The organism is Paraburkholderia nemoris (assembly GCF_905221015.1).
Lineage (GTDB): Bacteria > Pseudomonadota > Gammaproteobacteria > Burkholderiales > Burkholderiaceae > Paraburkholderia > Paraburkholderia nemoris.
Window position 1 is genome coordinate 118,389 of sequence record NZ_CAJNBO010000006.1, and the last position, 14,624, is coordinate 133,012.

The window sequence follows — 14,624 nt, forward strand, 5'->3', positions numbered from 1 at the left end:
TAAAGCAGACCGGCCGCGAGACCGGTCCGCATGTTGCTACGCGTCGCTCCGTTCGCGCCAGTAACGGACTATGCTGCAGTTCTGCTGTTGCCAATCTGCCAGACGAAGGGCGGTTCTTTGCCGTTGATTTCCCAATCCCCCACGATCCGCTCCTTATAGATCAGCGGATTGTGTGACGCAGCGGTGCGCGCGTTTCGCCAGTGGCGATCCAATAGTTTGTTTTCGCTAGTGCCCGAAGCACCGAGTGCATTGAACAGGTCCGTGGTCGCCTGCAAAATCAAACTGGCCACGGCGACCTGGGCTTTTGCCGATTCGATTTCGGCCGCTACATTCGCCGCATGTTCAGCATCACGATCCGCACCGAAGCGCGTTTCGTACGCTCTTTGTGAAGGCTCCGCGGCGCGCACAGCGGCCGCTTCTGCCGCATACACGCGTGCCGCTATTTGCCCCACCACCTGCTGCACCTGGGCGTCTTCGCTAACGCGTGGCGCGTTGCCGTGGCTGTAAACCCGTGTGCGTTTGCGTACTTCATGCGAGATGTCACGCAAGGCAGCGCGCCCCGTACCTGCAATTACGGCGATCAGCACGAGTTGATAGAACGCTGTCTGGTATTTGAAGCGCGTGGAGAAGTCGATGATGTTTTCTTCTTCGACCACGGCATTTTCGAATACGGACGTCCCACTTCCGGTGGTGCGTTGACCGAAGCCATCCCAGTCGTCGCTTTGTTTGACGCCTGACTGATGCGTGCTCACTGCCGCGATGACGTCGGCGCCGTTGTCGTCGCGCTGCGCGTAGACGTCGATCCAGTCGGCAAAGATACTGCCCGTGCTGTAGTACTTGGTTCCGTTGACGACGCACTGATTGCCGTGCCGCGAGACACGCGTAATCACGTCGCCGATCTTGACCGCGCCGACTTCGGTCCACGCATTGCCGACGATCTCACCCGCCACGAAGCGTTGCAGCCATTTTTCCTGTGCAGCGCCGGGTGCTGCGTTGATTCTGTCTTCGACGAAGGCGAAATGGCCGCGCAACGCTTGCGGCAAACTCGAATCGGCCTCGGCCAGTTCGATCAGGAGTTGCACGAGCTGCGGAAGCGACGCGCCGGCGCCGCCGTATTCGCGCGGCACTCTGACTGCGCCGAACCCAGCTTCCTTCAACCAGACAATCTGCTCGTACGGCAGCGCACGAGTGCGTTCGCGTTCGAGCGCGCCTTCCGCGATGCGGTTGAAGATCGGCCTGAACCTGGCAGCCAACTGTTCATAGTCGGCGCCGTACGAAAGCGGGAATTTTTCACGCGAGTTTTGTGATGTCATGCGCCTGCTCTTAAGTCGATAGGTGGAGTAAGGCAGAGCGGTTGGGCTCTTGACCATATGGACTACAAAGCACGAGCTATGCCATCGAGGCGGGCGTCCGGCCGCGTTGCTCTATGGGTGGGGTTGGGGTTTCAAACTGCTGGATTGCGAGCAGTGTGCTGATGGACTGCTTGTCTGACAGCAGCTTTAAGGCGATGCGCCCGCTGAATCCAGCGGGCGCCGATCATGGCGGTCTGCTCTTATTGGCGCAGTTCCGGCGAATCCTGCATGGCTGCCTGCAACTTCTGCACGGCGTCAATCGTCGCGCGCTGTGCGGCGAGACCGAAGTTGCGCTTGAATTCGCCAAACTCCGCGTGGCCGTTGCCGGTCACTTCTTTTTTCGTCACGAGCTTGCCGGTCGGATCTGTCACGGTGCACACGAGCGTCACCGAAAAGTCGGTCGGCGGCCAGGTCAGGAGGCTCGGCGACGACGATGTCGTCGAGATGGTCGGTGTGACGACATAGCTCAGGCTTTTTGCCTGGACGGTTGCCTGATCAGGCGCGGCATTCAGCTTAACAACATTGCTGAACACCTGGCTGAGTTCGACGTAGATCGGGAGTTCCAGATCGCGATACGGTTTGTAGGCCACCTTGTCGCCACCACCGCCTGGCGAGACAACTTCCTTTGCGCGCAGTTCGTCGGTGATGACGAGCCCAACCGTCTTGTTGATCGGCTGCGTTTGCGCTGTCGAGTTTGCTGCGGTAGTAGATGTTGCTGTGAGCGCTGCCGGGTCGCCGGAGATGGTGATGTCGTGCGCGCAACCTGCGAGCGACGCAATGGCGCCGGTGACCGCGATACTGCGAATAAAGTGCGTCAGCTTCATGATGATTTCTGCTCGTTGAGAAAAGAGGGATTAATGGATGGCTTGCATGAACGCGGGATCCGCATAGAGCGACGCGAGCAGTTTCTGGACGATGAGCGGATACTCCTAGGTCGCTCGCGGAATCGCGATCGCGGCTGCGAACGACGAATCCCATTGCGTCGTGGCGGTTTTCACGCTGTCGTATCGCACCTCGGCGCCACGTTTGACGATGAAGCGCGCGGAGATCGTGCCCGTGGCTGTACCGATGTTGGCATCGACGTTATTCTTCAGCAGCACGCCGCTTAGTTCGACCTTGGCGTCGGGTGAAAGCGCACGGCCGATCGTCAGTTCCTGCTGTAGAGCGCTCGAAAGGTATTGGGCAAACGAATCGCCAACGGGCGAGCGCATGCTATTTGCACGCAGTTGCACCGATGAGTGATTGCCGTCGGCTGGGTCGTTGGTGAAAGCGCCGAGACGCGTTGCCACGGGAGATGCGTTCTTCAGCGTCTGGATATTGTCGACAGAAGCCGAATAGGGCGGCGCGACAACCGAGCATGCGGCGAGCGCGGCAATCGGGGCTAAAAGGAGAATCCTTCGCAGAGCAAACATGGGCTTCAAATGCCTCTTTGGTTATGGTCAAAATGAGGTGGCCGACCGCCTCGACGCTTATGTAAAGGCAGTTCACGTGTTATCGGCAAGTCCGGAGAAAAATTGACAGAAGAGTTATTCTCTTTTCAATTGAAAGCTTTACGTAATATTATTATGCGAGATGTATCGGCGGAGTAATTCGGCATTAACCGGTTCATGCCAGCAAATTGCGCTATTGCCAATAGCACCGACTCATCTCCGCTAGCGTGTGCTCATGATTCGATACCGAGGTCCACATGGAACCCACCTGGCAATACCAGCTAAGAATCACCGTCTCGCCCGAACTTGCAAACGATCTGCGCACAGACCCGGCGGGCGCTTCGCATACAGCGCTTCGCAATGTGCTGCGCCAGCACAACGCGACCTTGAAATGTCAGTTCGACGCTTTCGCCGACTACGTGAGTGAAGCGGAAAAGCAGGGCCTGGAAAACTATCCGCTTTATCAATGGACCCGGCAGACAATTGAGAACCCGGAGAAGAAAGCGAAGTACTTGCAATCATTCACGGTCTATGTGGATGGCGACGAGATATACGGCAAGGAAATCACCGACGTGATGGAAGCTGAATTGACGTCACTCGTCAGTGACGATGGCATTAAAAGCGTCGCCCGGTTCGATACCAATCCGGCAAATAACCCGCAGCCACCCAGGCGCTAGCGATTACACGTAGTCCATCTGCTTTCCAGCACGACACTCGCATGTAATAAATCGAAACTATTGTCTCGGCACCGCTTGCGCCAGAGCGCGGTGGCTGCCGACGCGCGATCGCGTCCGTCATTCATTCCCACGGAGACCTCCATGCCGACGTCGGCATTCCGGCTTTTTGCGCTCATCTGTTCTATCGCTGCGGCAGCGCTACTCAGCGCATGCAGCGACGGCGTATCGTCCACGCCGGTCAAGGCAGCATGCGGCAACGCCACCGTTGTGAACGCGCGCATGAGTTGCCCTCCTGGCTTCGTCCCGCCCGCCTCCTGAGTCCAGAATTCAAATTAGGTCCATCGCATGGTCACCAAAACTCGTCGAGATTTTCTGAAGCTGTCCGCCGGACTGGCTGGCGCGACTGCCGCCACCACCCTGTTTCCCGAATCGATTCGCAAGGCGTTGGCTATCGAGCCGAGTTCGGTCACGGGCACGATTCAGGACGTGCAGCACATTGTCGTGTTCATGCAGGAGAACCGCTCGTTCGACCACTATCTCGGTCACCTGAGCGGCGTGCGCGGTTATAACGACCGTTTCCCCGTGACGCTGCCTAACGGCCAGCCGGTATGGTTCCAGCCGCGTCAGGAAGATCAGACGAAGGTGATCGCGCCGTTCCGCTACGACACGACCAATCCGAACGTCAACGCGCAATGTATCGGCGGTCTGCCGCATACGTGGGCCACCACGCACGGCGCAATCGACAGCGGCCGTGCCGACAAGTGGGCCGTGCAGAAGACCAACATGACGATGGGCTATCACGTGCGCGAGGACATTCCGTTCCACTACGCGCTCGCCGACGCCTTCACGGTGTGCGACAACTACTTCTGTTCGATCCCGGGTAACACGCACCCGAACCGCATGTATCTAATGACGGGGATGGTCGACCCGCTTGCCACGGGTGGCGGGCCGCTACTCGACAACACCGACTACATCGACAACCAGTTCGATACGATCAAACTGCAGCCCTTCAACTGGACCACGTATCCCGAGCGGCTGGAAACGGTCGGCATCTCCTGGCAGATTTATCAGCAGGGCACCGGTTTCGACAATTTCTCCGGCAACTACGGCACGAACATGCTGGCCTCGTTCCAGAACTTCGTGAACGCACCGGCGGGTTCGTCGCTGCAAAACCGCGGGATGAGCACGCGCACGCTGACACAGTTGAAGGCCGACGTGCAGGCCGGTGCATTGCCGCAAGTGTCCTGGCTGTTGCCGCCCGCCGCGTATTCGGAGCATCCGAAATTCACGCCGCTCTACGGCGCCAATTACATCTCGACGATCCTCGACGCGCTGACGTCGAATCCCGACGTGTGGAGTAAGACCGTCCTGTTCATCATGTACGACGAGAACGACGGCTTCTTCGATCACGTGGTGCCGCCGCAGGCGCCTACGGTGCCCGGTTCGGGCATGAGCACCGTCGACATCTCGCTCGAACGGCACAACGTCGTGACCGCGACGCAGGCCGGCACGTATACCGCCGACAACCTGCCTTATGGCCTCGGGCCGCGCGTACCGATGACGGTTGTGTCGCCGTGGTCGAAGGGTGGTTTCGTCTGCTCGCAGGTGTTCGATCACACGTCGGTGCTGCAATTCATCGAAAAGCGTTTCGGCGTAGTCGAGACCAATATCTCGCCGTGGCGCCGCGCCATTTGCGGCGACCTGACCACGGCGCTCGACTTTTCGAAATCGGATTCGACCGTACCGTCGCTGCCGAATACGCAAACCTACGTCGCGCAGGCCGATCTGCAATGCGCGCGGTCCACCGCGCAGGCTGCGCCGGCCAGCACGGCTCAGCAACTGGTGGCGGCGCAGGAGGCGGGCACGCGTCCCGCGCGGGCGCTGCCGTACGAATTGCATGTGAACGGGAAGCTGCAGTCGCAAGGGTATGCGCTGACGTTTGCGAACACGGGTACGCAGGGCGCGCATTTCTGGGTGTACACGGGCGACCCGACTGCGATGCCGCGCCGCTATACCGTCGAGGCCGGCAAGCAGTTGACCGATACGTGGGCACTCGACGCGAACGGTAATTATCTGGTGAACGTCTATGGCCCGAACGGTTACTTCCGGCGCTTCGCGGGTTCGTCCACTGCGGATGCTGCGGCAAAGCCGGATGTCGTGACCTGTTATGACGTGGCCAACGGCAACGTTTATGTCACGCTATCCAATGCGGACACTACGCCGCTCACGGTCACCGTGGCCGACGTTGCCTACGGACAGGCGCCGCGCACGGTTACCGTGCCTGCGGCGAGCAGTGTGGAGGCGCATTGGGATCTGTCATGCAGTAGCCAGTGGTATGACTTTCAATTGACTGTTGCAGGCAATGCGAGCTGGTTGCGGCGCATTGCAGGTCACGTGGAAACAGGCCACACCAGCATCACCGATCCGGCTGCCACTGCGCCGGTGACGAAGGCAATTTAGGCCTGCGGAGTGGACATTTCTTTCAATGTCATTTCGAGTCGGCGGCAAAGTGGTAAGTCAATTTTACATTTGGCGACAAGGCACGAAGTTCGTGAGAGGATGGCATTTCACTTTTTCTCGCGGAGGGCGAAATGGGACTCTTGGACGAAGTAGGCAAGATCGCTGGAGCAGTAGCGGCCGTTGAAGCAGCAGAAAAAGTCGATCCGGACGCAGGTCTGCTAACGAAAGGCATTGCAGCGGTTGCAGGCTTTGAAGGCGCCGGTGCATTGGAGGGATTGGTCGAGAAGAAAGACGGCGAGAAGCAGGACGACGCCGACAACGCTCAGGCCGCAGACGGTACGAATCCTCAGACGTGATTTTTGCGCTGTGAGCGGGCCAGTCCTACTTAGGACTGGCCCGTTTTTTATGGTGAGCCGGGACGTGATATGCCTGATCGTTCCCATCCGCCGCGTGGTTGTTGTGAGCGAATTGATTTGAGGACGATTCTTTGACCATCTCTGCGACACGCAGGACCCTGACGCTCGGGTTGCCACTGCTCCTGAGCCTTCGCGTTACTTCCACCCTGGCCGCAAACGCTTCTCCATTAGCTGACATCGAACGCCGCAATGGCGGACGCCTTGGCGTGTTCGCTATCGATACCGGTTCAGGCCGAACCTTGGCGCATCGCGCTGACGAACGCTTTCTGATGTGCAGCACTTTTAAGGGACTGCTCGCCGCACAGGTGCTATCGCGCGTGGATGCCGGCACGGAGGATCTTGCCCGTCTTGTGAAGTACACGGAGAAGGACCTGATCTTTACGTCGCCTGTGACGAAGGCACACGTTGCAGAAGGCGCGATGTCGGTGGGCGCACTGTGCCAGGCGATTGTCGAAGTGAGCGACAACACGGCGGCCGTGTTGTTGATGAGAAGCGTCGGCGGTCCCGCCGCTTTGACGCAATTCGTTCGCGGTCTCGGCGATACCGTGACGCGTTCCGATCGGTACGAACCCGAGTCGAACAAAAATAGCGGTGTGCTCGATACCACTACGCCTCGTTCGATCACTAACTCGGCGAGCAAAATTCTCTTGGGAAATGTTCTGAGTCCCCAATCACGTACGCAGCTGGAAAACTGGATGATTGCCTGCAAACCGGGTTTGAACCGGCTCCGCGCAGCGTTACCGCCGGACTGGGTAGCGGGTGACAGGCCCGGAACCAGCGTGGAAGAAGAAACCAACGACTATGCGATCGTTCGCCCACCCGGACGCGCGCCGCTTTTGATCGCGGCCTATTACGATGCGCCCGCGCTTGACATGCCCGCTCGGGAGGCTGTCTTGCGGGAGGTCGGTGCAGTGTTCGTGAAGTGGACAGCGGATCGGGCGTGACGCGTTGACAAGCGCAACCCGCGGATGGATGTGATCCGCGGCGTCCCGCTTCTTCCTGTCCTGTTTCACCACTTCAACATTGCGTACCGTTTGAACATTCCAACTGCTCGCTCATGCCGAGTTCGGCAAAAACCTTCGACATCATGCCGGCGCGTCGCCACTCCAGCCATTTGATGTAACAGGTTTGCGATGGCGGAAAACTTGCGGGGAGACGCTGCCACTTTTCGTTATTGCGAACGATCCACAGTATGGCGTTGACGATCTCGCGCGGATCTCGCCGTGGCCGGCCGACTCTCGGGGTGGTGTCGTGGTGGAACAGGTGGGCGATGCGTTGCCAATCTTCGTCAGACAGCGGGGATTCGAACATTTTCAGATTTTAACCAGCCAGTACAATCTGATTATCGCAAGTAGAGGCTGTCTTCTAAATTGCGATTTCGGATGTTAAAGCGGCGCAGACCGGAGGATTGCTTTTGGCTGGATTGTGATGGACCAGGAGCTCGTCGGATCGGCCGTCGCGCTAACGCGATTTGGCCTTGGTATTCTTTTTGGCGCTTGCGGCGCGAGGCGCATCTTTGGCAGGCAATGCACCGCCGCCGTTCATCTGCTCCATCCACGACAAGGCGTCGACGTACGACAGGAACTGCTGGAGATATCCCGGCGACAACTCACGCATCAACGAGAGCGATCGATGCACAAGGCTGCTCGAGTTGAGCGGACCCGCATTGCCCGGCGCTTTCTTCAGCGACTGCCGCAACTGTTTCTCGGACCGGACCTTGGACCAGGTCTCCCTGAAGTAATCGAGCGCCTCCAGTTCCGGATAAGACGATGGCCGAGGCGTGGCGCTGCCCGCTGTGAGGCCGTCACCGTCTGCAGTCGCATGATTGGCGATGTAGTCGATCAGTCCAACCAGCGTGCCGCGAGCGGGATCGCCTGAGGATGCCTTGGCGTCGGTGTCGTCAGCCTTGGATTCAGCGCGCTCGAGATCAATGGCATAGGCCTCGATCAGTTTGGCGAGTCGCTCATCCAGGAGACGCCGCGCCTCACCGCTATGACCGGCTGCCCGCCGATCCAGCGCTTCGATGAAATGAAAGCGGATGGGATCCATGCGATCGGCGCCGCGCTCGCGCCATGCGTCGAGCGTTGCCCGGGCGCCGCCTGTCACCTCGCCGGCGCCACTACTCGTATGACTCACACTACTCACGAGGCTTCACCGTTGCGCTCGAAGGCCGCGGAACCGGTGCTATTTCCACGCGCCGGTTTTTGGCGCGGCCCTGATCGTCGGCATTCGTGCTGACGGGCTGCTGCGAGCCAAACGCGGCCGCAAATACGGACGAGGCGGGAACGCCCGCATCGATCAACGCACGAGTCACCGTCAGCGCGCGCTGGGCCGACAGCTCCCAGTTGTCGGCAAAGCGACGGTTAGCCTCTCGCACCTGCCGGTCATCGGTAAAGCCGCTCACCATCAGGATCTCGTCATTGGCCCGGAGGTAAGCGGACAGCGGCCCCGCCAGGCTCTTCAGAACGTCCCGGCCTTCGGGCTGCAATTGATCGGAGTTCAGTGCGAACAACACGCTGCCGTTGATGCCGATGCGTCCGTTGACCAGCGTGACCCGGCCCGCGGCCAGCGGTCCTGCCAGCGCCTGCTCCAGGGTCTTGCGGCGCTGCGTTTCCATTTGACGCTGCTTGACCTCTTGCTCGAGCCTCGTCGAGAGTTCCAGTTGCACGCCGATGACGCCCACCAGAATCAGCACGAACGCGCCCAGCAGCACCGACATCAAGTCGCCGAAGACGGGCCAGATGGGCGCCGTGGTCTCTACGCCGCCGTCGATTTCCTCGCTCATGCCGCTTCAGCTCCGACAGACGCCCGCTTGCCCGCGAGGTGCTGCAGGTCTTCGACGATCTGCTTCTGCGACATCATGCTCAGGTCGATGACTTCTCGCGCCTGGGCAACGTAATAGGCCAGCTGCTCGTCGCTGCGCGCGAGGGACTTGTCCAACGCGGCTTCGATACGCTGCAGATGCGCGACGAGCGTGGTGTTCGACTCGCCGAACACCTGGACGGCCGCGCCGAATGCTTCGCCGAGGCTTGCCACTTCGACGGCGCTGCCGGTGACCTGTGCGGCCACCGCGCCCAGCTTGCCGGTTTCGAGTTCGACCTTGTCGGTGAAACGGGTGCCGACACGATCCAGCAGATCCGCTGACGTGGCGACGAGCGCGTCGACGGCCGTGCGCTGTTCGGTAGATGCATGGTTGACGGCATCGAGCAGGGTTTCCAGCGTTGCCAGCAGGCGGCTACGCTCGTCCAGCATCGCGGTGTCGCGGACCATGCTGTCGGAGAGCTTCTGACGCAATTCGGCGACGACTTCGGCTGCGGCCTTCGGAGCTTCCGACGCGGCTTGCACGAGTTGGCCGATCTCGGCGATCGTGCTGCTCGCGTGGGCCTGCGTTTGAGCGGAGATGTCGCGTGCGGTTTGCGCGAGCGTGTCGCAGATTTCCTGCTGGCGGCTCGCGCTGCGTGTGCCAACTTGCTCCCATTCCTTGGTCAGTGTCGCGGCCATGGAGCCGAGTGTTTCGGTCCAGGCGGCCAGCCGCTGCTGGTCCCGTGCGGCGAGTTCCGCTTGCAGGTTTGCTGCGGCCTTGGGGGCGTCCGCCGCCACTTGCACGAGCCGGTCGATCTCGGCGATCGTACTGCTTGCGTGTGCCTGAGTTTGAGCGGAGATGTCGCGCGCGGTTTGCGCCAGCGTCTCGCAGATTTCCTGCTGCCGGCTCGCGCTAAGCGTGCCTGCCTGCTCCCACTCCTTGTTCAAAGTAGCGGCCATCGAACCGAGTGCCGCGGTCCAAGCCTCCAGTCGCTGCTGATCTCGCGCGGCGAGTTCCGCCTGCAGGTTTGCGGCGGCCTTGGGGGCATCCGCAGCCACTTGCACGAGCCGGTCGATCTCAGCAATCGTGCTGCTCGCATGTGCCTGAGTTTGAGCGGAGATGTCGCGTGCGGTCTGTGCGAGTACGTCGCAGATCTCCTGCTGCCTGCTCGCGCTAAGCGTGCCCGCCTGCTCCCATTCCTTGTTCAACGTAGCGGCCATCGAACCAAGCGTCTCGGTCCAGACTTCCAATCGTTGCTGGTCGTGCGCGGCCAATTCCGTCTGCAAGTCCGTATTCGATTGACCCACTGCGGCTAGCAGCGACGCCGAGTGCTGCTCGAAGGTTGCAGCGGCGGCCGCCAAAGCTTGCTGATTGTGTCCCGCCAGTTTCTCGCCGACCTGTTCTTGCCGTGACAGCGCCTCGTTCCACGCTGCCGACACGCTGCCCGCCGTTGCCTCGAGGCGCGCGGAGACGCCATCCAGCAGGCCAGCCGAGCGTTGCTCGAAAGTCTCGGTGAATCGATCCAGCGAGGTGCCCAACTGCTGCGTGAGCGCCTCGTTCGATCGCTGCTGCCCCTCCAGTGCCTTGCTCCAGATGCCCGCGAGGGTGGAAGTGCTTGCCTCGAATCCAGTCGAGAGTCCATCCAACTGTTGCTGCACGGCATGCGTGACGGTGTCGTGCATCGCGGCCGTTTCGCGCGCGAGACCCGCCAGCGTGGCCGCCATGACCGGCTGCAGCGCCGCGCTGGCGGCGCGGGTGCTTTCGGCGACGCTCTCCTTCAACGACTGCTCAACAGACGCAGCAAGGCGCGTATAGGTGGCCTCGGCCCTGCCGTGGAAGGCTTCCTGGCTGGCGATCTGCCGCTCGTTCAAGGCGAGGCTTTGTTGTTCGATGGCGGTCATCATTGCCTGCAGACGCTCCACCAGCGTGGGCATCACCTCGGCCTGCCGCTGCAGGAGCTTGAAGCTTTCCTCGCGCTGATGGGTCTGCGAGTAGATGCGCAAGGTCGTCGCGATCTTCACGTCGAGCATCTGCGCGGCATCGATCCGTTCGCGCCGGCACAACGCCGAAAGCAGTCCCAGCATTGCGGATGTGGCCACGCCGGCAATCGACGTCCCGAACGCGAAGCCCAGTCCCTTGACCGGCGCGCCGAGCGAATCGCGGATAGCTTGTAGGTCCGTCGCGCTTTCCAGCGCCAGGCCGGTGCCGCGCAGGGTCGCCACCATGCCGAGGAGCGTGCCGAGCATACCCAGCAACACGAGCAAGCCGACCAGATACGGCGTCAGCGCCGGGCCGGGCAAGGCCACACGCTCGCCTTCGACGCGCAGGCGCACGGCGTTGCGCAGGCTGGGGTGCAAGGGCTCGAGCCAGGCGCCCAGGCTGGGCGGCGGCCCGGACAGGCCCGCAACTGCACGCGCCAGCGTGGACGTGGCCTGGCTGTAGCGCCGCAGTTCGAGCGCGCCTGCCAGGTAGCAGGCGCCAATCAACAGCGTGACCGCCAACGCCAGCACATTCGAGCCGACGTAGCCGCCACCGATCCAGCACACCGCGGCCAGACCGACCAGAAAAACAACGAGATTGAGATATCTGGACATAGTGTCCCAGTTAGCAGGTGCGAAGGGCGGCGAGCAGCCCCTCGACCGGTTGTAAACGAACATCCAGTTCGGCCAGCAACACGCTCTGCATATCCTTGCGGAACGTGTTCAGCCATGCGCCTGGTGTGGCAGGTGTGGCGTTCGGGACGGTTGCGGCGTCCCCCGAGGCTTCGGCGTCGGCCAGCGTCTGTTGCTCCGCCGCGCGCAAACGCTCGAAGTGCCCCTTGAGCAAGCCGGGCACGGCGGCCAGCAGACTCCGCTCGCGCTCGCTGAGCGCTCGCTCCATCACGGCGTCCACCACCGCGAGCCGGGCCATGGCGGGCGTTCTGGCGGCCAGCATGGCCCGCAGGCGGGCGCGCAGGGTGCCGATGCCCGTCTCCATCGACTGCTGCAAGGAGAGGTAGCGCTGGCGAAAAACCGCGTAGTCGACCGGCGCATCCGCCGGGGCGCCTTGCGGGAGCGCCTGCGCCGCCGACCCGCGGCGCCTCGCGACGGCAAACACGCTATCGCCGACGATGGCATCCGCCAACGACGCGCGCACGCGGGCGCACTCGCTCTCTTCAGCGTCGCTGAAGGCGCGTGCGCCGGCGGCGACGGCAGGCGGAGCGTTGCTCAGCGCCGAGGACAACGCGATCGCGTCGGTCCAGCCGAGCCATTGGCTTAGCCGGTCCGAAAGCGACTGGCTGGATTCGGGAACATCGACGTCCGTCAGGCGAGCAAGTAAACGAATGAGCGCCGGGCCACTGAAAGCTGTGCGCTGTGGGGCTTGCACCATACCACCAGAGTCAAAAAAGTCAGCAGTTTACACGTCGACGGGGTGAGGGATGCAGCCCCTTAATGAGTGGGCAGGGTAAGCGAGGGGTTTCAGCGCGGCCAACGGGCCGATCGCGATGCGGTGGTTTGGGCCGCCATGAGGGTTTTTACGACGTTAATTGGGCGGCTTCTACACCGTCTATCGACTGGATGGTCACGGCGGTCGGGCGGCGCGATGCACCGCGCCGACGCGGTGTAGTCTCTCCCGAAAGAGGCGGCACGGCACCGCCCACGTCTAGCCATTTCATCTCGCTGTCATAGCTTCGCGACTAGGATGCCCTGTCACTTCTGTCGCACCCTGGCCAGGCACGGCACTCGCGGCGCATATCGCGCCGTGCGCTCGCCTTCCGCGTTGCCGACCTTCCACCCCCATACAAAAACCCGACATGACAAACAAGAAAATCGACAAGGATTTGCCGACCGATCAGGGCGCGACCATCGTCTCGCGCCGCGGCTTTCTGAAGTTTGCAGGCGCATCGAGCCTCGCGACCGCCGCGGGCACGCTCGCGTCGGCGGCGCGGGCCGCGAACGGCGCGCCCGACGGTACGCCGGAGCAGGTCCACCTGACCTGGGGCAACGATCCGACGAGCGAGGTCACCGTGTCATGGGCGTCGCCGGCGCCGGCGGTCAATCCGCAGGTGCGCTTAAGCGGCGGCGGTGGGGCGAGAGTGACGGTGCACGGCGTGCAAAGCACCTATACCGATGGCATCAACGGCGAGGTCGTGTTCACCTATCACGCACGTCTGCGTGGCCTGAAGGCCGACACGAGCTACGAGTACGAGGTGAGCGCCGACAACGACAGCAACGCGGCTCAGCCCTTCACCGCGAGCTTCCGTACGGCACCCCGCGGACGCGCGCCATTTCGTTGGACCAGCTACGGCGATCTCGCGACGCCTAACACCGGCTGGGTCCTGTCGTCGCCGCAGAGCCGTTTCGCGGTTCAGGCCGTCGAGCGATTTCAACCGCTGTTCCACCTGCTCAACGGCGATCTCTGCTACGCGAACCTGAACCCGACGCACCAGCCCGACGTGTGGCGCGATTTCGGCAACAACTGCCAGACCTCGGCGTCGAACCGTCCGTGGATGCCCTGTCCGGGCAATCACGAACTCGAATTCCACAACGGCGAACAGGGCCTCGCCTCGTATCTCTCGCGCTACACGCTGCCGGAGAATCACACGCGCTTTCAGGGGCGTTGGTACAGCTTCCGCGTGAGCTCGGTGCTGTTCATCTCGCTCGATGCGGATGACGTGGTCTATCAGGATGCGGCTGCGTTCGTGGCCGGCCCGGCTCCGCTGGTACCGGTGGCGAGCACCGGCAATCCGCCGATTCAGCCGGGCACGTCGCTCTATGTGCGTGGCTATAGCGAGGGCGAGCAGACCCGCTGGCTCGAGAAGACATTGCGCCGCGCGGCGGAAGACGACGAAGTCGACTGGATCGTCGTGCAGATGCATCAGGACGCGCTGAGCTCATCGAAGACCGGCAACGGTTCCGATAAGGGCATCCGCGAAGCGTGGCTGCCGCTGTTCGATCGCTATGGCGTCGATCTGGTGCTGTGCGGGCATGATCACGACTACGAGCGCAGCTATCCTGTGCGCGGCTGTAATCACAACAAGGGCACCGATATCGCCACAGGGCGCGTAGTCGATACGTTGCAGCCGCGGCCGGTGATGTCGGCGGTGTCGTCGGGCGCATCGACGTTCGATACGAGTCACGGCACGATTCACCTGATTCTCGGCGGTGGCGGCACGAGTGCGCCGCTCGATGTGTACGGGGTGGATCTCGGTACCGGCTTGCCGCAGGCGCGTATTTTCACGCGGCCGAATCGTCCGGTTGCCGGGACAACCGCGGGTACATTTGTGCGTGCCAGCGCGGATGCCGTTGAAGATGCAGTGTGGTCGGCGCAACGGGATACGGGCACGGGCTACGGTATCGCGGTGTTCGACCATGATCCGGGCCATCCGGGTGGCGAGACCACGATTACGATGAACTACTACCACGCGCCGGGTGCGGACCAGACACCGACGCAGAACTATGAGTTGTTCGAAACGATCGAGTTGAAGAAGAAGCGACACGGATAAG

14 protein-coding genes are annotated in these 14,624 nt (G+C 61.8%); 5 read left to right on the forward strand and 9 right to left on the reverse strand.

Annotated elements, in window-relative coordinates; all coding sequences use genetic code 11:
- Positions 1 to 68 precede the first annotated feature (68 nt).
- The 3 genes from KHO33_RS11240 to KHO33_RS11250 all read right to left on the reverse strand — a co-directional run bounded on the left by KHO33_RS11240 (position 69) and on the right by KHO33_RS11250 (position 2,764).
- Complete coding sequence (locus KHO33_RS11240) at positions 69 to 1,313, reverse strand: acyl-CoA dehydrogenase family protein (RefSeq protein ID WP_054033649.1); 1,245 nt, start codon at positions 1,311 to 1,313, stop codon at positions 69 to 71.
- A 239-nt stretch (positions 1,314 to 1,552) separates the two neighbouring features.
- A complete protein-coding gene (locus tag KHO33_RS11245) occupies positions 1,553 to 2,176 on the reverse strand; it encodes a hypothetical protein (RefSeq protein WP_054033646.1) in 624 nt (207 codons plus the stop codon).
- A gap of 105 nt (positions 2,177 to 2,281) precedes the next feature.
- Positions 2,282 to 2,764, reverse strand: a complete 483-nt coding sequence (locus KHO33_RS11250; RefSeq protein WP_234480561.1) for a hypothetical protein — start codon at positions 2,762 to 2,764, stop codon at positions 2,282 to 2,284.
- Positions 2,765 to 3,039: 275 nt separating this feature from the next.
- On the opposite strand from KHO33_RS11250, the gene KHO33_RS11255 reads away from it, so the two are divergent.
- Complete coding sequence (locus tag KHO33_RS11255; protein ID WP_054033643.1) at positions 3,040 to 3,459, forward strand: hypothetical protein; 420 nt, start codon at positions 3,040 to 3,042, stop codon at positions 3,457 to 3,459.
- Here the strand turns inward: KHO33_RS11255 and KHO33_RS11260 are convergent.
- The gene (locus KHO33_RS11260) at positions 3,456 to 3,740 is read right to left on the reverse strand and encodes a hypothetical protein (protein ID WP_200565081.1); all 285 of its coding nucleotides are present in this window, start codon (positions 3,738 to 3,740) and stop codon (positions 3,456 to 3,458) included. The genes KHO33_RS11255 and KHO33_RS11260 overlap by 4 nt on opposite strands.
- Positions 3,741 to 3,804: 64 nt before the next feature.
- On the opposite strand from KHO33_RS11260, the gene KHO33_RS11265 reads away from it, so the two are divergent.
- The 3 genes from KHO33_RS11265 (at position 3,805) to bla (ending at position 7,279) form a co-directional block, all read left to right on the forward strand.
- Positions 3,805 to 5,919, forward strand: coding sequence for a phosphocholine-specific phospholipase C (locus KHO33_RS11265; RefSeq protein ID WP_200565080.1), 2,115 nt, complete (start codon positions 3,805 to 3,807; stop codon positions 5,917 to 5,919).
- A 131-nt stretch (positions 5,920 to 6,050) separates the two neighbouring features.
- Positions 6,051 to 6,275, forward strand: coding sequence for a hypothetical protein (locus KHO33_RS11270; protein WP_054033642.1), 225 nt, complete (start codon positions 6,051 to 6,053; stop codon positions 6,273 to 6,275).
- A 170-nt stretch (positions 6,276 to 6,445) separates the two neighbouring features.
- Positions 6,446 to 7,279 (forward strand): class A beta-lactamase, encoded by an 834-nt coding sequence (gene bla, locus KHO33_RS11275; RefSeq protein ID WP_234476862.1) that lies wholly within the window; start codon positions 6,446 to 6,448, stop codon positions 7,277 to 7,279.
- Positions 7,280 to 7,352: 73 nt separating this feature from the next.
- Here bla and KHO33_RS11280 read toward each other — a convergent pair whose 3' ends face one another.
- The 5 genes from KHO33_RS11280 to KHO33_RS11300 all read right to left on the reverse strand — a co-directional run bounded on the left by KHO33_RS11280 (position 7,353) and on the right by KHO33_RS11300 (position 12,507).
- Entirely contained in the window at positions 7,353 to 7,646 is a 294-nt protein-coding gene (locus KHO33_RS11280) for a transposase (RefSeq protein WP_054033640.1), read from the reverse strand.
- A gap of 150 nt (positions 7,647 to 7,796) precedes the next feature.
- A complete protein-coding gene (locus tag KHO33_RS11285; protein WP_236074663.1) occupies positions 7,797 to 8,480 on the reverse strand; it encodes a DUF2894 domain-containing protein in 684 nt (227 codons plus the stop codon).
- Positions 8,473 to 9,120 carry an OmpA family protein gene (locus KHO33_RS11290; RefSeq protein ID WP_054033637.1) on the reverse strand — a complete coding sequence of 216 codons (648 nt, stop codon included), beginning with the start codon at positions 9,118 to 9,120 and terminating at the stop codon, positions 8,473 to 8,475. The genes KHO33_RS11285 and KHO33_RS11290 overlap by 8 nt, the downstream gene beginning before the upstream one ends.
- Positions 9,117 to 11,732, reverse strand: coding sequence for a DUF802 domain-containing protein (locus KHO33_RS11295; RefSeq protein WP_200565078.1), 2,616 nt, complete (start codon positions 11,730 to 11,732; stop codon positions 9,117 to 9,119). The genes KHO33_RS11290 and KHO33_RS11295 overlap by 4 nt, the downstream gene beginning before the upstream one ends.
- A gap of 10 nt (positions 11,733 to 11,742) precedes the next feature.
- Complete coding sequence (locus tag KHO33_RS11300) at positions 11,743 to 12,507, reverse strand: DUF3348 domain-containing protein (RefSeq protein WP_054033635.1); 765 nt, start codon at positions 12,505 to 12,507, stop codon at positions 11,743 to 11,745.
- A 424-nt stretch (positions 12,508 to 12,931) separates the two neighbouring features.
- Between KHO33_RS11300 and KHO33_RS11305 the strand changes: the two genes are divergently transcribed.
- Positions 12,932 to 14,623 carry a purple acid phosphatase family protein gene (locus tag KHO33_RS11305; RefSeq protein WP_054033633.1) on the forward strand — a complete coding sequence of 564 codons (1,692 nt, stop codon included), beginning with the start codon at positions 12,932 to 12,934 and terminating at the stop codon, positions 14,621 to 14,623.
- Position 14,624 lies beyond the last annotated feature (1 nt).